At 37.1% G+C, this 17,003-nt stretch carries 15 protein-coding genes; 6 read left to right on the top strand and 9 right to left on the bottom strand.

The genetic code is table 11. From position 1 onward, the window contains the following. Positions 1-2 precede the first annotated feature (2 nt). From H4J52_RS17890 to H4J52_RS17915, 6 genes are all read right to left on the bottom strand, one after another. On the bottom strand, positions 3-626 hold the full coding sequence (locus H4J52_RS17890; RefSeq protein ID WP_070376016.1) for an NADH:ubiquinone reductase (Na(+)-transporting) subunit D: 624 nt from the start codon (positions 624-626) through the stop codon (positions 3-5). Next, the gene (locus tag H4J52_RS17895) at positions 626-1,444 is read right to left on the bottom strand and encodes a Na(+)-translocating NADH-quinone reductase subunit C (RefSeq protein ID WP_182181899.1); all 819 of its coding nucleotides are present in this window, start codon (positions 1,442-1,444) and stop codon (positions 626-628) included. Before H4J52_RS17895 ends, H4J52_RS17890 begins: the two co-directional genes overlap by 1 nt. Beyond that, positions 1,437-2,648 (bottom strand): NADH:ubiquinone reductase (Na(+)-transporting) subunit B, encoded by a 1,212-nt coding sequence (locus H4J52_RS17900; RefSeq protein WP_182181898.1) that lies wholly within the window; start codon positions 2,646-2,648, stop codon positions 1,437-1,439. Before H4J52_RS17900 ends, H4J52_RS17895 begins: the two co-directional genes overlap by 8 nt. A gap of 2 nt (positions 2,649-2,650) precedes the next feature. After that, the gene (locus tag H4J52_RS17905) at positions 2,651-3,988 is read right to left on the bottom strand and encodes a Na(+)-translocating NADH-quinone reductase subunit A (RefSeq protein WP_182181897.1); all 1,338 of its coding nucleotides are present in this window, start codon (positions 3,986-3,988) and stop codon (positions 2,651-2,653) included. Between the two features lie 386 nt (positions 3,989-4,374). Further along, complete coding sequence (gene fabV, locus H4J52_RS17910) at positions 4,375-5,565, bottom strand: enoyl-ACP reductase FabV (RefSeq protein ID WP_182181896.1); 1,191 nt, start codon at positions 5,563-5,565, stop codon at positions 4,375-4,377. A 532-nt stretch (positions 5,566-6,097) separates the two neighbouring features. Then, complete coding sequence (locus H4J52_RS17915) at positions 6,098-6,421, bottom strand: BolA/IbaG family iron-sulfur metabolism protein (protein ID WP_182181895.1); 324 nt, start codon at positions 6,419-6,421, stop codon at positions 6,098-6,100. A 254-nt stretch (positions 6,422-6,675) separates the two neighbouring features. Between H4J52_RS17915 and H4J52_RS17920 the strand changes: the two genes are divergently transcribed. The 5 genes from H4J52_RS17920 to H4J52_RS17940 all read left to right on the top strand — a co-directional run bounded on the left by H4J52_RS17920 (position 6,676) and on the right by H4J52_RS17940 (position 11,349). After that, positions 6,676-7,827, top strand: a complete 1,152-nt coding sequence (locus H4J52_RS17920; RefSeq protein ID WP_182181894.1) for a methyltransferase — start codon at positions 6,676-6,678, stop codon at positions 7,825-7,827. A gap of 16 nt (positions 7,828-7,843) precedes the next feature. Beyond that, a complete protein-coding gene (locus tag H4J52_RS17925) occupies positions 7,844-8,440 on the top strand; it encodes a YajG family lipoprotein (RefSeq protein ID WP_182181893.1) in 597 nt (198 codons plus the stop codon). A 27-nt stretch (positions 8,441-8,467) separates the two neighbouring features. Then, complete coding sequence (locus tag H4J52_RS17930) at positions 8,468-9,052, top strand: peptidylprolyl isomerase (protein WP_310649595.1); 585 nt, start codon at positions 8,468-8,470, stop codon at positions 9,050-9,052. Positions 9,053-9,298: 246 nt separating this feature from the next. Further along, entirely contained in the window at positions 9,299-9,628 is a 330-nt protein-coding gene (locus tag H4J52_RS17935; RefSeq protein WP_182225332.1) for a hypothetical protein, read from the top strand. A gap of 101 nt (positions 9,629-9,729) precedes the next feature. Further along, complete coding sequence (locus H4J52_RS17940; RefSeq protein ID WP_182181891.1) at positions 9,730-11,349, top strand: AmpG family muropeptide MFS transporter; 1,620 nt, start codon at positions 9,730-9,732, stop codon at positions 11,347-11,349. Between the two features lie 593 nt (positions 11,350-11,942). On the opposite strand, the gene H4J52_RS17945 is transcribed toward H4J52_RS17940, so the two are convergent. Beyond that, positions 11,943-12,491 (bottom strand): YkvA family protein, encoded by a 549-nt coding sequence (locus tag H4J52_RS17945; RefSeq protein ID WP_182181890.1) that lies wholly within the window; start codon positions 12,489-12,491, stop codon positions 11,943-11,945. A 249-nt stretch (positions 12,492-12,740) separates the two neighbouring features. On the opposite strand from H4J52_RS17945, the gene H4J52_RS17950 reads away from it, so the two are divergent. Then, positions 12,741-14,042, top strand: a complete 1,302-nt coding sequence (locus H4J52_RS17950) for a DUF3667 domain-containing protein (RefSeq protein WP_182225333.1) — start codon at positions 12,741-12,743, stop codon at positions 14,040-14,042. A gap of 159 nt (positions 14,043-14,201) precedes the next feature. Here H4J52_RS17950 and lysS read toward each other — a convergent pair whose 3' ends face one another. Continuing rightward, complete coding sequence (lysS, locus tag H4J52_RS17955; RefSeq protein WP_182181888.1) at positions 14,202-15,752, bottom strand: lysine--tRNA ligase; 1,551 nt, start codon at positions 15,750-15,752, stop codon at positions 14,202-14,204. Positions 15,753-15,823: 71 nt separating this feature from the next. Further along, a protein-coding gene (gene prfB, locus H4J52_RS17960) for a peptide chain release factor 2 (RefSeq protein WP_182225334.1) occupies positions 15,824-16,922 on the bottom strand; the annotation gives its coding sequence in 2 pieces (ribosomal slippage) (positions 15,824-16,846 and positions 16,848-16,922; 1,098 coding nt in all). Positions 16,923-17,003 lie beyond the last annotated feature (81 nt).

Here is a 17,003-nt window from a genome sequence, read left to right on the forward strand (position 1 = left end):
GGCTAATCCTTCTCTACTTGTTCTGGTTTCCACTGGCGTACAGCCCAGATGATTAAACCAATAATGAAGAATGAACTAAATGGTAAGACTAATAAGCCATTACCTTGGTACCAACCATCGTTTTGAACTAATTTAAATACTTCAATACCAAAGATCTCACCAAAACCAAATAATTCACGGAAAAAAGCAACAACCATTAAAACTGCGCCGTAGCCTAAACCGTTACCAATACCATCTAAAAAGCTAACGCCCGGCTTTTCTTTCATAGCAAAGGCTTCTGCACGGCCCATTACAATACAGTTAGTAATGATCAAACCAATGAAAACTGACAACTCTTTCGACAACTGATAAGAGAAGGCTTTTAACACTTGGTCAACCACAATGACTAATGACGCTATAATCGCCATTTGCACAATAATACGCACACTTGATGGAATATGATTACGCACAAGTGAGATAAAAAAGTTAGAAAAGCCAGTAACTAGCATTACCGCTATGGTCATAACCAAAGCGTTTGCCATTGAACTGGTTACCGCTAGAGCAGAACAAACACCTAGTACCTGTAAAGCGATAGGGTTGTTATCTACAATAGGTCCAAATAGTACTTTTTTAGTATCTGAAGACATTAGTTCATCTCTCCTTCGCTAGCAACACTGCGGTATTTAGTAATAAAAGGTCCATAACCTTGCTCACCTAACCAAAAATGTAAGGTATTTTGTACGCCATTACTGGTTAATGTGGCACCTGACAATGCGTCAACGCCATGAACATCTCCGGCTTTAGCACCACCTTTAATCACGTTAATAGCCACTTCACCGCTATCATTGTAAATTTTCTTACCCGGCCATAAAGCTTTCCATTTAGGGTTAAGCACTTCAGCCCCTAAACCAGGAGTTTCCTTTAAGTCAGAATAAATAAGACTACGAACGGTATTTAAATCTGGCGCTAAACCAATATAACCGTACATTAAGTCCCACAGCCCTGAACCAACAATAGGTAAAACCAACGTATTTAGCTGGCCTTGCTCATTATTAACTAAGTAGACAACAGCATTATTAGCACGGCGATTAATACCCGCGGTATCATTGGTAAGTTTTGAGCTTTTAGCAGCATTACGAGCGTCTGCACGTTCGTCAAATATATCAGTATTACCTTCAATAATTTTCCCTGAATCTAGGTCAATCATCTTAGCCTCAACATATTTTTCAAATGTTGCAACGATACTTTTAGGTTCACTACCTGAAGCTTTAATATTTTCTGTTTTCAAAGCTAATGTTAATAAGCCAGAAGCTTCAAGAATTTTAGTTTGCTTATCAAGCAGTTTATTAGCTTGTTGTAATGGTTTTAAACTAATCGCAGCAACAGAGACTAGTGCAGCACAAACCAGACAAACTAAAAACACGAAGCCGATTGTTTTAATTGGAGTTTCTTTATTACTAGACATTACGAGCGAGCCTCCGTTTGATATTCCCTTGAACAACAAAATAGTCGAAAAGAGGGGCGAATAAATTAGCGAATAAAATAGCTAACATAATTCCTTCAGGGTATGCCGGATTAACTACACGTATCAGCACAACCATTACGCCAACCAGTGCACCAAACCAGTATTTACCCGTATTAGTAAAAGACATAGTGACAGGGTCAGTAGCCATAAACATCATACCAAAAGCAAAACCACCGGTGACTAAGTGCCAGTACCATGGCATAGCAAACATTGCGTTAGTGTCGCTTCCAATACTGTTAAACAGTAAGGAGGTAAACACCATACCGGCGAAAACACTTAAGACAATACGCCACGAAGCAATACCTTTATAGAGAATGTATGCACCACCTAGGAAAATAGCAGCGGTTGATACTTCACCCATAGAACCTGGAATAAAGCCCAAGAATGCATTCCACCAGTTAGTATTGATTGCAAAATCAACTGAACCTGGAATTGCTGCTGCTGCAGCACTTAATGGTGTCGCACCTGAGTAACCATCAACAGCAACCCAAACAGCATCACCTGATAATTCGCCTGGATAAGCAAAAAACAGAAATGCACGACCCGCTAGCGCAGGATTCAAGAAATTTTTACCTGTACCACCAAAGATTTCTTTAGCAATAACAATACCGAAAGTAATACCGATAGCAACTTGCCATAATGGAATTGTTGCAGGCAAAATCAAGGCAAACAAAATTGAACTAACAAAGAAACCTTCGTTAACTTCATGCTTGCGCACTGAAGCAAATAGAACTTCCCAAAAGCCACCAACAATAAAGGTAGTTGCATAAATAGGTAAGAAGAACACTGCTCCATAAAGCATCTTACCGAAGACACTCGAGTCAGCAGATAAGCTCCCCCCTAGGAACTCGAATAAGCCTACTTGCCAAGTGTCTGGTAAAGCATAACCAGCAGCTAAAGCATCAGCTGCTTGAAAACCAATGTTGTACATACCAAAAAACATAGCAGGGAAAACAGCTAACCATACCGTGATCATAATACGTTTTAAGTCAATACTGTCACGAACATGGGTAGCACCTTTGTTCACTTGACCTGGAGTAAATAAACCAGTGGCTACAGCTTCGTATAAAGCGTACCACGTTTCTAGTTTACCGCCTTTTTCAAATTGCGGTTCAATATCTTCAATATACTTTTTCAAGCCCATGTCTAACCTTCCTTCTCTATTGTGGTTAGGCATTCACGAAGAATAACGCCATAATCTGTTTTGCCTGGGCAAACAAATGTACATAAGGCTAAATCTTCTTCATCAAGCTCTAAAGCACCAAGTTGCTGCGCGCTGTCGGTATCGCCGGCACATAAATCACGCAATAACATTGTTGGGAGAATATCTAATGGCATAATACGTTCAAAGTTACCAATTGGCACCATGGCACGAGGACTACCGTTAGTTGTTGTGGTCATATTGAATAATTTCTTCGGGAAGAAATGAGACATATATGCACGTGTTACCGAAAACTTATTAGGACCTGGGTACATATAACCAATAAACTCTTTTTCGCGACCTTCTAAAATCAACGAAATTTGCACATGGTAGCGACCTAAATAAGCGTGAACACCTTTTGCTTTTGCTCCTGAGAGTAAAGAACCAGAAACCACACGTAATTCACCATCAGTAATTTCACCCGCAATTAAATCGTCGGTGTTAGCACCTAAAATAGTGCGCACTAAACGAGGGTTCTTAGCTGCAGGACCAGCAAGTGAAATAATACGCGTATTATTTAACTCTCCAGAAAGAAAAAGTTGACCAAAGGCGATAACATCTTGATAGCCTAAGCTCCATGAAGACTTATCAGCACTTACTGGCTTTAAGAAGTGCATGTGTGTACCCACTAAACCCGCAGGATGTTTCCCTGCGAATTCGTTAACTTGTACATTAGCTTCTACAGGGATATTTGCACCAGGGGCTTTACTAACAAACACTTCACCATTCGTTAAACGAGAAAGTACAGTTAAACCATTCTTAAAGGCTTCACTTTGTTCATTAATAATCATTTCAGGGTTAGCAGCTAGCGGATTAGTATCCATAGCACTAACAAAAATGGCGGTGGGCGTTGAATCAATAGCAGGAACTTTACTAAATGGACGTGTACGTAATGCTGTCCACAAACCTGAATTAACAAGGTTAGCAACAACGTCTTCACGTTTTATTGAGCTAAGTTCATTATCCGTGTATGAAGTAAAAGTTTCTTGCTCATCGCCGTCAATTTCAATAACGACTGATTGCAAAACACGTTTTTCACCACGGTTGATTTCTTTAACAACACCGGCAACATGAGCTGTGAATTTAACGCCAGGGTTCTTTTTATCTTCAAAAAGAACCTGACCTTTTTTAACACGATCATCCACTTTTACAAACATGGTTGGTCGCATACCCACAAACTCTTCACCTAATGTTGCAACGGTTTTGATGGCGTTGCCATCATGGATTACCTGCTGGGGAGAACCAACGACAGGAACATCCAGACCTTTCTTTATTGTAATCATAAACACATGCACTACTTTTGATGGGAGTATCAAAACCATAAAGTTACTTACGTCATTAAACTCTTTTACGATCACTCGTGACTGAAGTCTGATAGGTAAGGAAATTATTGATTTTAGTGTATTTCAGTAAGTACTTCTTTTTTAACAACAACAACAATTGGTTGAAAATAAAAAAGACCCACTGGCTCTAAGTTAAAATTTCTGGCGCGATTTTAACACAAAAACTCTAAGGCTATCTACGATCTCAGTTACTTAAATTACAAATTAGTTGAATATTATTGATTTCGTTCATTTATCAGCCAAAATTTTTGTCAGACCTAAAAAAACCGACATTTTATGTCGGTTTTTTATTATTGACGCTAATCGTAAATAATGAAAACTAATCGTTATAATAGATGCTTAATTTCTGCCATTGTATTGACATCAGCTTCGTAGTCAACACCTGCAACACTAAAGCCAAATAACTTTAAAAACTCTTGATGATAGCCAACATAGTCAGTTAACTCATCAATACTATCAGAATCAACGTTATTCCAAATGTCTGTCACGCGTTTTTGAACACTGTCTTCAAGCTCTTTATGATTTTGACGGTAACGATTTTCATCATCTAAGCGAGGTGTTTCACTGTAGATGTTCTCAACAAATAGGTTCTGAATTTGTTCGATACACCCCTCATAAGTACCATCTGCCTTCATCACTTTAAACATTGCTGAAATATAAAGCGGCATAATGGGTATTGCTGAACTCGCCTGCGTAACGACCGCATTTAATGAAGTAACATGGGCTTCGCCCTTAAGGTTAGCGGTAGCTTTATTAATTGCCGATGCAGCACGGTCTAAATCTTCTTTCGCTTTACCTATGGTCGCTTTTCCGTAAATTGGCCACGTTAATTCTTTACCAATATAGGTATAAGCTACTGATTTAAAACCTTCTGAAAGAACGCCAGCCTCATTCAATGCCTTAATCCATAGTTCCCAGTCAGCGCCTCCCATTACATCAATGGTACCTTGTATCTCGGCTTCATTTGCTGCTTCAACAGAAATTTTATCGATAACACGCTTTGAGGTATTTAGGTTTTTAGTGGTTACACTTTGACCAATAGGTTTAAGCGTCGATGAATAAACTTCACCGGTATCTGGATCAGTACGACGAGGTGAAGCAAGTGAATAAACGATTAGATCAATTTCACCTAATTCAGCTTTGATCGTTTCAATAGCCTTCGCTTTAATTTCATGTGAAAACGCATCACCATTAATATTCTTAGACCAAAGGCCAGCGACATCAGCTGCACTTTGAAAGGCTGACGTATTGTACCAACCAGCACTGGCAGTTTTCTTTTCAGTAGGTGGTTTCTCGAAGAAAACACCTAAAGTTTTAGCATTATTACCAAATGCAGCGGTTATACGAGAAGCTAAACCATAACCCGTAGAAGCACCGATAACTAAAACATTTTTAGGTTTAGCATCTGCTTGTTGATGAGATTTCACATAAGATATTTGCTCGTGAACATGAGCTTCACAACCAGCTGGATGTGCATTTGTACATATAAAACCACGAATTTTAGGTTTGATAACCATAAGAAGACCTTTTAATTAATACTATTATTATCACCAAACGACTTGGCGATTTAGTCATTATTCAATATTTATTACGACATAAATTCAAAAATTGCCGCATAGTTTACTCTGCTAATAAGAAATATGAGGTATGACCAGTAGCTCTTTGACCTATGAATCAACAATAAAAGCATCTCTCATTTTGATATTATGCTTTTAATGTTAGCCATTGTACTGCATTGTTCTCTAAAAACGCGCTAGACAAACGCCTGATGTTAACGCAGACACCGTTATTTCCTATTTGCTCAGTTAATACGCCAACAATCTAATATTTAACGTTATCATCACTTCGAGTGGAAGTTCAGGTCATTCCACATGATGATTTTAACTAAAATGTTCAAACCAATTTTAATTGTTATTTACCTTTTGAGTAAAGAAGAATAAATAACCGCTGATTAACGAGAAGTGAATAGAGTGATGGTGTAAGGGAAGATAACATGTAAAAACGCTAATGATGCTAATTAGTGTTTTTACAGTGAGTTAATTCAATATATTATGCCGACTTCCCCCCACCTCCTAAACATTTGGGTGAGAGCGGAGTATTGTCTGCATAATACTTATCCCACTCATCTTTAGTATAAGTATGAAGTGCTAAAGCATGTATTTTTTCAGCAAGCTCTATTGAAAGTAGCGAATTAATAGCACGGTGGCGTTTTATTAAACGCTCGCCAATAAAGTCATCCGTAACAATAATCACCTTAAAATGAGACTCACTGCCTGGCGCAACATTATGCTGATGGCTTTCGTTAATAACATCGAGATGTATTGGAGAAAATGCGGACAGAAGTTTTTGTTCAATTAAAGCTTCAATGGTCATTATTATATCCCTGACATATTTTTCTATAGTAGAATGATTTTAGTTTATTACTGTGAATATACCATCAGTCTGGATGGCTATATAAGTTTAACTTGCCTAAATAGAGAATAAATAGTTGGCTTTGTTGGTAAAAGATTTTTCATCTTATTTATAAAATGATTTTTAACAACTCATTGCAACTATCACTGGCTCAATTACCTATATTTTGTCACAATAGCTGACATTCTTCTAGGTGAAAATCGAACCTCTTCATTATGATCAGCCCTTTTATTGTCAACGCGGATGGCGTTTACGACAAGAACCTTTTTTTAGACCGCTACCCTGTTGGCCAAGTTAACCGAGCTTTAGTTGCTTGGGATGCAGCCGACGAATATTTGATCAATTATGTTCATGAGCAAAATTTGGCTGACAGTCATCACAACTTATTAATCTTCAATGATAGTTTTGGTGCGATTACCGCTAACTTTACTCAGGCAAACGTGACAACCGTTTCCGACTCTTGGATCAGTAATCAAGGCTTACAATATAATATTGAACAAAATGGTTTATCGCTTGAAAATATTAGCCAATTAAGTAGCTTAGATAACCTCCCAGAGAATATAACAGTTGTGTTATACAAAATACCTAAAAGTAAATCACTCATGATTGATCAACTTTTAGCTATTAAAACTAAATATAATCATAAACTTATTTTTGTTGCTGCAGATAAAGCTAAAGATATTCACAGTTCAACATTAAAATTATTTGAAAAGTATTTAGGCACAACAAAAACATCGTTAGCAGTAAAAAAAGCACGTTTAGTCTTTTCTCAGCTTGATAATACACAAATATTTGCTTCGCCTTTTCCTACCCTTTGGCCCTTAGAAAACACACCATTTTCTATCAGTAATCACTCTGGCGTGTATGCCCGTGAAAAGCTTGATATTGGTGCTCGCCACTTTATGAAAAATCTTCCTGAAGTAAATGCAGGTACAAAGGTTATTGATTTAGGCTGTGGGAATGGCGTTATAGGCTTAACTGTATTAGCACAACAACCCGAAGCTTTAATCACTTTTGTTGATGAATCCTATATGGCTGTCGCTTCGGCCATGACTAATATCAGTCAAAATTTACCTGAACAGTTAGCGCAATGTCAGTTCGTCATTAATGACTGTTTAGCTGACGTAGAACCTAACAGTGTTGACTTAATTTTGTGTAATCCGCCTTTTCATCAGCAAAACGCGACAACGGATCATATTGCCTGGCAAATGTTCCGTGATAGTCATCGAGCATTAAAGAATGGTGGTGAATTACGTATTATAGGTAACCGACAATTAGGTTACCATATTAAGCTAAAACGACTTTTTGGTAATGAAAAACTGATTGCCAGCAACGATAAGTTTGTTACTCTTTCAGCCAGAAAATAATAGGATTAAGCAAATCATGAAAAATATATTCGTTCACAATAACGTAAAAACGCTAGCAGTAAGCACATTATTAGTTTTACTCACCGCTTGTGCCAACAAACCTACTCACGTGGTTATTGCACCTGATTTAAGCATCACCAATAACGCATCAAACCAAAGTAATTATCAGAATAAGCAGGCAAGTTTAACGGTTACTGATATGCGCACAGCTCAACACGTTGTACAAATTTTAAGAAAAGATGAAGCTGCCGAAGTTTATTCAAGCCAACAACCGTTAAACCAAATTATTGAGCAAACGTTAACTGCTGAATTTAAAAAGCAAGGCCTAGAAATTAATGCCCAAGCGGGTAATATAATTGAAATCATTATTGATAATGGCGTAATAAGCGTGCAACAAGAACTGATAAAATATAAAGTTAACAATGAATTAGTGATCCGCGTAACCGTCAATAATGGTACACAAACCTTGAGTAACACTTTTAAAGTACGTGGTACAAGCGAAGGCCCATTTAAAGCTGATATTGCAGTATTAGAGCGAGACTTTAGCCAGCAGCTTACTCAACTTTTATCACAAGTTATTACTAACAGTGAAATTCAACGCTTTATAAAATAATGATTAACAACTCTTAAAGAAGCAACAATGATGAAACATTTACTTTTCTTATTCATATTTTTATCGACAACTTTATCAGCAACGAATATTGCTATTGATCCCAATAACTTATTTCCAAAAGTAAAATTAGAAACGTCAAAAGGAATAATTATTGTTGAACTCGATCGTATTCGCGCTCCGTTAACCGTTGATAATTTTTTAACGTATGTCGTTAAAGGTGAGTATAACAACACGATATTTCATCGTATTGTCGTCAATTTTATCGTACAAGGCGGAGGTTACGATGAGAATTTCAATTTAAAAAAAGTTGATGGCGATATTGCTAATGAATCAGGCAATGGTTTAAAAAATGAAATAGGCACAATTGCCATGGCAAAAGAAAATCGCCCACACACGGCTAATCGTCAATTTTTCTTTAATATGGCAGATAATAAAAGCCTAGATCCTGGCCGTCGTTGGGGATATACGGTATTTGGCACCATTGTCGAGGGCCAAGAAGTTGTAAATGCAATGAACTTAGCCAAAACAGAGTACAGCGATGCTATGGGCTGGGATGATGTTCCAATAGAGCTAATAACCTTGAACAAAGCAACCTTGCTGCCCGCAGAATAGGTTTGACCGTTCAATTTCAAAAGAGTGTAAAGGCAATATATTTCTTTATCAAATGGTAATAACAAACGTTTTTGACTATTATTACTGTTAAATAGAATTAATTTGTCTACACCTTTGACAAATTCTTTTTAATCTACGATATATAAGGTAATAAATTGGCCATTCAACAACTCATAAAATTTCAATAAAGCGCTAGCTACTTTCTTACTTCCGTTTATTTAAACAGAAGAGCAAACTGAGGGTGTCATGATAATAGAGCCGTTTATCAACGAAAAAACACTGCAAATAGCTTATTATATTAACGCAGTTATTAATCAGTCACTACATTACACTGAACTAGACACATTCATTATTGATACCATGGAAGAGTGGACATTACTTAAAGTAAATGATGAAACACCGGGAAGTGCAAAAGAACGCGTTTTTTGGCACTTAGTTCATGAAATGAGTTTGCACGGTGCTCAGTCGCTTAACTACGACTTATATTTCAAAAGTGAGATAACCACCTGTTTAGATTTCTTCAGCGGTACGGGCAGTTATCCAATCGACTGTATTGGTTGGCGGCCTCTGCCTTGAGCAAATTAAAAAATAATGAACAAAACGTTCTAATTTCTTGCGCTATCTTCTTGCGTTCTGTTAGGCTAAGCGCTCTTAAAACTTAAAATAACCATCAATAAATGTCTGCTACTCACTCTTTTTCGGATACACTTTCTTACTTTAAAAACCGTCGTTTACTCAGTGTTTTTTTCTTTGGTATAGCCAGTGGTTTTCCATGGGTGATGACTGGATCAGCAATGAGTGGCTGGTTAAAAGATGAAGGACTCAGTCGGTCAAGTATTGGTTTATTTGGGCTTATCTTTGTTACCTATAGTATTAATTTTTTATGGTCCCCATTGGTCGATCGATTGAAGATACCTTTTCTGACAGTAAAAGTTGGACAACGTCGCAGTTGGATTTTACTGACACAACTTGTCATAGTTATTGCTACCTTTCAATTAAGTCAAGTGAATGTCGTTGATCAACTTAGCATTGTCGCATTATTTGGTTTATTAATTGCCTTTGCAGGCTCAAGCCAAGACATTGCTATCGATGCTTACCGTATTGATATACTCAGCAATGATGATAGTAATTATATGACCGCCGGTTCAGCAATGGCAACTGCGGGTTGGTGGACTGGTTTTGCAGGCTTAGGTAGCGTTCCTTTTATTTTAGTCGATCAACCTAACTGGCAATGGCCAGAAGTTTATTTTGTATTAGCCACTATGATGGCAGTATTAATGATCACTGCATTCGTAGTAGAGGAACCCAATAATGACCGAGAGCAAATACTCAATGCAATTCAGAATAATTATTTATTGGCAATGCCAAATCAAGGACATCGTCCTTTAGCCATTTTATTAATACTTCCGCTAATTTTTGTTAGTATTATTTACGCTAACATTGGATACCCCGCTTGGCCTGTAAGTTTTATTTCCACCGATTATCAACTTATTCTTATTACTTTATTTATTATCAGCTTATTGTTTATTTTTAGTCAGCAATTAAGTCGATTGAATCTATCGATTCGTCATGATCAAAACAGTAATAATATATCAGTAATACGTTTTAGTCATAAATTAACCGCTTGGTTATTAGCAACACTTGTTGCACCTATTCAAGAGTTTTTTGATCGAAACGGTAAGCATTTAGCGATTTCTATTTTATTATTTATTTTCTTATTCAAACTAGGTGAAGCTTATTTAGGCAGAATGTCGATTGTTTTCTACCGTGAAGTAGGTTTTTCAAATAGTGATATTGCTTATTACTCAAAAATGATCAATTGGGCAACTACCATCGTATTTTCATTAATTGGCAGTGTTTTTACTATTCGCTACGGTATATTGAAAGGCTTGTTTATTGGCGGTATTGCTATGGCATCTAGTAATTTATTATTTGCTGTAATGGCCGTTGTTGGTCCTGACAAGTTACTGTTCGCTTTTACTGTTTTTGTTGACGGGTTTACTTCTGCTTGGGGCTCAGTAGCATTTGTTGCGCTGCTGTCTGTACTTTGTAATAAAACGTTTACTGCCAGCCAATACGCATTAATGGTCTCATTAGGTACTTTTGGACGCGTTATGCTTGGATCATATTCAGGGATTATTGTCGACTGGTTAGATGGTAATTGGGCACTGTTTTTTGTTTTAACTGCTTTTATGGTCATTCCAAGTTTAATTTTCTTATATAGCATTAGAAAACCATTAACAGCGCTAATTGAAAAGAATGATCGTGAATCAAAAGGAAATGTTACAAGCCAATAGCAATTCAAACGTTTTTTACCTATGATGTTGATAAGCTTATTTTTAAAATTCGGACTCTTATGATCAAACTGTTCTTCCTCCTTCCCATTATTATGTGCCTTTTTTGGTGGCGATATTTAGATACTAAGGGCTTTAGTGTAAAAGAAGGTGTAAAAGGTTTTGCTTATATCATTGCCTTAAATATGGTGCTAATCGGATTCCTTGTGATGATGATATACGTAACTCACGGATGACCACTTTAGTTACCCTGATCTGAGCCCAACCCATTATCTTAATATTGACATCGTTCCCTGCTACTCATTTCGTTAACCTGAACTTGCCTACGTGACTGCAGGTATTTAGGTTTAGTTAGAAAAAAAAATCACCGTTGAACTGCACGGATACACTATTGCTTTGAAAGACAGGATGTCTGAGAGAGGCCATCCTGAATACCGTCATTCTTTCACATCCATGTGATCATGACATACCGTTCATCCTGAACACCGTCATTCTTTCACATCCGTATGATCATGACATACCGTTCATCCTGAACATAAAAAAGCTTACTCAATAAAATGAGTAAGCTTTTAAATTAACATTTTTTGACTTTTAAATTAAAAAACAGATCTAAATGATGAGCGACCACTTCGACGTGTAGAACGGCGATTTCTCATACGACTGTGAAGCTCTCGACGCTTTGAATCTAACCACTCTTCACGTGTAATTTTTGCATCGCCACTGCGCCCTTCTTCTCGACTGCGATAAGCGCAAAATTCTTCAAAGGCTTCAATATCGTCTTTTAGTTCTTCAGCAACTAATTCAATCATAATTGCATCGTCTAAAAAGCCTAATACAGGAATATGATCAGGCACTAAATCTTCTGGATCACTAAAGTAAGCCAAAGCACTTAGCACATCAGTGCGCTCTTCTGCTGGAATTTTCCATTCAGAGTCTTCTATCATCGCCACTAAAGTTTCAAGCTTTTTAATACGTTCGCTTACAAATTCAGGAACACTTCCTTTTATATCTTGGCTAATTTTCTTAGCGTTACTTAAAATAAGTGCTTCACTAAGTTTTTCAGCTCCTGATTGTGCTTTACGCATTACATCACGGAAGTGCTCTAAGTCTGATTCTGTTAATTCAAATTTCACTTCAAACGCCATTATAATTCTCCTGTATTTGGCTTTTCTATTTATACACTTTGCTTAAATCTTATTAACTAGCGCAATTATAAACAGAGTATATTTTCTTAGATTTATTTTAAAATCTAATTAAACTTAACAGATAGTTACGCAGACAGCACTAAGTTAACTTAAATTTTTTGTAAAAATTTATAATTTTTCATTCACACTTTTTATAAGCATAATGATATGATTTTGTTATATTGTTTCTAGCAACCTGCAAATACTTTTATGCGAAATAACGAGTTAGTTGAAAAAAACAGTGATGTTACCCTCAATGCAACCTTACCTGACAAGCCTGAATCCTTTAAAGTATCAGATGGTCATCAATGTGAAAATTGCCATCAACCACTCCGTGGTCCTTTCTGTGCACAGTGTGGTCAACAAGCCGAGTCGACATTAAAGTATTTTTGGGTGGTTATATTACATTTACTTGATGATATTTTTAGTTTCGATTCACGAGCTACTCGTACTATACTGCCATTACTTTCTCGTCCTGGTTTTTTAACCAACGAATATATCGCCGGAAAGCGCGTACATTTTGTGCCACCACTTAGGCTATATTTGTTCATCAGTATTGTTTTCTTTATAACATTGAATTTCTTAGTTTCTTTAGAAAACAACAAAATCTTAACTGTTAATAACAATCAAACAACAATAACTGAAATCAAAAAACACCTTACTTTACTTGAAGCTAGTAGGCTTTCAGCGATAAAAAAATCTCCTCTTAATACGAACGAATTATTAGAAATAAGCAGTGAAACATCAAAATTCCAAAATTTTTTAGATGACATGAATAAAGACTATAGTATTGATAAAAACAAAACGTTAGCAGATATTACCAGTAAGTTAGTAAAAATAGAGTTAAAGCAATTAAACAATGATCAAGCGCTATCAAAAGAACTAAAAAAACGTTACGAGTTACTTACGTTAAACATTACCAAGGTTAAAAATGGAGAGGAAATCACTAACGTCGATAAACCGGTTACTTTTGGAAATAATGCTGATGGTACATTATCTTTCGACTTTTTAAGTAAACAGAGTAATGAAAAGCTTAATGTTTTTGTAAAATCTTTGGTCAAGAAAGCAGAAAAAACCTTTCATTCAGATCCGACCCCATTAGTTCAAGAGGCCATAGGTAAATTACCTCAATTAATGTTTATACTCCTTCCAATTTTTGCGTTATTACTCAAAATAATGTTCCTTTTTTCAAAACGTTTATATATGGAACATTTAACTGTGGCGCTGCATAGTCATAGTTTTATATTTATCACTATATTACTCGTAGAATTACTCGATATTTTTTACGACTATTGTGAAACAGCTTTACCATCGCTTACGGGGACTATTGAAGTTGCCATTAAAGCATTACTCATTTGGATTCCTATATATTTATTCATCATGCAAAAACGTGTCTATAAGCAAGGGTATTTATTTACTTTTATTAAATATGCTTTCATTGGCAGTGCTTATATATTTCTGATTGGATTTACGGGTGTCATTGCTTTTATTTGGGGATTAACCGATATATAAAAGTTCACTCACATACCTTTAATTCTGAACACATACGTTCACTGGCATCCATGCCACCACGACATACCGTTCATCCTGGACATAAAAAAGCCGGATAAGTCATAACTTATCCGGCTTTTTAATATTCAATTACCTCTTTTAAAGGAGTAGTTAAAGACGCTACTCAGCTAAAGGACGCATATGTGGGAATAAAATAACGTCTTTAATCGTTGGTGAATCAGTAAATAACATCACTAAACGATCAATGCCAATACCTTCACCCGCTGTTGGCGGCAAACCATACTCAAGTGCTTGTATATAGTCTTCATCATAATGCATCGCTTCATCATCACCAGCGTCTTTACCTGCCACTTGGTTTTTGAAACGTGCCGCTTGGTCTTCTGCATCGTTAAGCTCAGAAAAACCATTGGCTAATTCACGGCCACCAACAAAGAATTCAAAACGGTCAGTAATAAATGGGTTGTCATCATTACGACGTGCTAATGGTGAAACTTCCCAAGGGTATTCGGTAATAAAGGTTGGTTGATCAAGCATATGCTCGGCAACTTCTTCAAATATTTCACAAACATATTTACCCGCACCCCAAACTTTAGAAGCTTCAGTTTCTTTAACGCCCACTTGTTTAGCCATTGCTTTAAGTGCGTCAAAATTTTCTTCTGGGTTACGTAAAACATTTTCATCCAAATCGTTACCGTATAATAAAATGGCATCAACCATCGATAAACGTGTAAACGATTTGCCAAAGTCATAGAATTTCTCTTCTGTTACTTCACCATCACTATTTTTAACAGTATTACGAATAACCGAGCTACCCATTACATTTTCAGCAAGCGTACGTAACATGTCTTCGGTAATGTTCATTAAGTCTTTATAGTCAGCATAAGCTTGGTAGAATTCAATCATGGTGAATTCTGGATTATGACGTGACGATAAACCTTCATTACGGAAGTTACGGTTAATTTCGAATACTTTTTCAAAACCGCCAACCACTAAACGCTTCAAGTAAAGCTCAGGTGCAATACGCATATACATGTCTATATCTAAAGCATTATGAAAAGTTTCAAAGGGTTTAGCTGTTGCGCCACCAGGAATGGTTTGAAGCATTGGCGTTTCTACTTCCATAAAGCCACGCACTGTTAAAAACTGACGAATACCTTCAACGATTTTAGAACGTATTTTGAACGTATTACGTGTTTCTTCATTGATGATCAAATCAACATAACGTTGACGATACTTGGTTTCAACATCAGATAAACCGTGGAACTTTTCTGGCAACGGGCGTAAAGACTTAGTCAATAAATGATACTCATCCATATTGACATATAAATCGCCTTTACCAGACATATGCATAGTACCCGTAACGCCAATAATATCGCCTATATCTAAAGTACCCCAACGCTCTTTAATGTCTTTTTGCACCGTTTTATGTGCATACGCTTGAATGCGACCAGACATATCTTGAAGAACAAGAAATGGACCACGTTTAGCCATAACACGACCAGCAATACTGTACGTTGCTGTTTCAGCTTCAAGTGTTTCTTTATCTTTTTCGCCATGCTCAGCTTGTAAATCAGCAGCGTAGTGTTTTCGGTCAAACTTGTTTGGATGACCATTAGCCGGACAGTTTTCACGAATCTTCGCTAATTTACCGCGACGTTCGGCGATTAATTTATTCTCTTCTTGCTGATTTACTTGTGCTTGGTCGGTCATGTTGTTTCTCGTTAACTTTTTAAGTTTTGATTATCGAACCAGGTTTCACGTGGTTCGACCTACATATTATTTTATAAACCAGATTTAAGGCTAGCTTCTAAAAATTTGTCTAAATCACCATCTAAAACCGCTTGTGCATTACGGTTTTCAACGCCGGTGCGTAAATCTTTAATGCGGCTGTCGTCTAAAACGTATGAGCGTATCTGACTGCCCCAACCGATGTCTGATTTTCCGTCTTCTAATTCTTGCTTACCTTCATTTTTCTTTTGCATTTCCATTTCAAAAAGCTTGGCTTTTAGCAATTTCATTGCCGTAGCTCTGTTTTTATGCTGAGAACGGTCAGCCTGACAAGCGACAACGGCCCCAGTAGGAACATGCGTGATACGGATAGCTGAATCCGTTTTGTTTACATGCTGACCACCTGCACCCGAAGCGCGAAAGGTATCAATGCGTAAATCTGCAGGATTAATATCTATTTGAATATTGTCGTCTATTTCAGGGTAAATAAAGGCCGAAGCAAATGAAGTATGACGACGTCCGCTTGAGTCAAACGGTGACTTTCTCACAAGACGATGAACACCTGTTTCCGTGCGTAGCCAACCATAAGCATATTCGCCGGTATATTTAATTGTACAGCCTTTAATACCAGCCACATCACCGTCAGTAATTTCAATCGCTTCAGTCTTATAACCGTGCGCTTCGCCCCAACGTAGATACATACGCATCAGCATTTCAGCCCAGTCTTGTGCTTCGGTGCCACCTGAGCCTGACTGAATATCTAGATAACAACTGTTTTCGTCGTGTTCACCAGAAAACATGCGGCGAAACTCTAGTTTTTCTAGGCTTTTCTCTAACGCCTTTATTTCTTCTTCTGCGTCATTAAAGGTTTCTTCATCTTCTTCTTCAACAGCAAGTTCAACTAAGCCTTCAATATCTTCACAGCCTCTGTCCATTTCGTCAATCGTTTCAACAATCGCTTCAAGTGATGACCTTTCTTTACCAAGCGCTTGTGCACGTTCGGGGTCATTCCAAACTTCGGGCGATTCGAGCTCTCGAACAACTTCAACTAAACGTTCGGATCTTTGGTCATAGTCAAAGGTACCCCCGAAGCATATCTGTACGCTCGCGGATATCTTTAATTTTGTTTATTACCGGGTTAGCTTCAATCATAGTTTATAATTTTACGTCGCAAATTTGGCGCTAAAATGAACGCCCTAAAGAATAAAATAAAATAGTGGCGCATTGTAGCGT

This window comes from Colwellia sp. MB02u-14, assembly GCF_014076915.1.
Lineage (GTDB): Bacteria > Pseudomonadota > Gammaproteobacteria > Enterobacterales > Alteromonadaceae > Colwellia_A.

Coding starts and splice junctions, on each gene's coding strand:
- lysS (WP_182181888.1), bottom strand. CDS start 15,752: ATGACCGACCAAGCACAAGTAAATCAGCAAGAAGAGAATAAATTAATC.
- H4J52_RS17890 (WP_070376016.1), bottom strand. CDS start 626: ATGTCTTCAGATACTAAAAAAGTACTATTTGGACCTATTGTAGATAAC.
- H4J52_RS17950 (WP_182225333.1), top strand. CDS start 12,741: ATGCGAAATAACGAGTTAGTTGAAAAAAACAGTGATGTTACCCTCAAT.
- H4J52_RS17895 (WP_182181899.1), bottom strand. CDS start 1,444: ATGTCTAGTAATAAAGAAACTCCAATTAAAACAATCGGCTTCGTGTTT.
- fabV (WP_182181896.1), bottom strand. CDS start 5,565: ATGGTTATCAAACCTAAAATTCGTGGTTTTATATGTACAAATGCACAT.
- H4J52_RS17900 (WP_182181898.1), bottom strand. CDS start 2,648: ATGGGCTTGAAAAAGTATATTGAAGATATTGAACCGCAATTTGAAAAA.
- H4J52_RS17935 (WP_182225332.1), top strand. CDS start 9,299: ATGATAATAGAGCCGTTTATCAACGAAAAAACACTGCAAATAGCTTAT.
- H4J52_RS17930 (WP_310649595.1), top strand. CDS start 8,468: ATGATGAAACATTTACTTTTCTTATTCATATTTTTATCGACAACTTTA.
- H4J52_RS17925 (WP_182181893.1), top strand. CDS start 7,844: ATGAAAAATATATTCGTTCACAATAACGTAAAAACGCTAGCAGTAAGC.
- H4J52_RS17905 (WP_182181897.1), bottom strand. CDS start 3,988: ATGATTACAATAAAGAAAGGTCTGGATGTTCCTGTCGTTGGTTCTCCC.
- H4J52_RS17945 (WP_182181890.1), bottom strand. CDS start 12,491: ATGGCGTTTGAAGTGAAATTTGAATTAACAGAATCAGACTTAGAGCAC.
- H4J52_RS17940 (WP_182181891.1), top strand. CDS start 9,730: ATGTCTGCTACTCACTCTTTTTCGGATACACTTTCTTACTTTAAAAAC.
- H4J52_RS17915 (WP_182181895.1), bottom strand. CDS start 6,421: ATGACCATTGAAGCTTTAATTGAACAAAAACTTCTGTCCGCATTTTCT.
- H4J52_RS17920 (WP_182181894.1), top strand. CDS start 6,676: ATGATCAGCCCTTTTATTGTCAACGCGGATGGCGTTTACGACAAGAAC.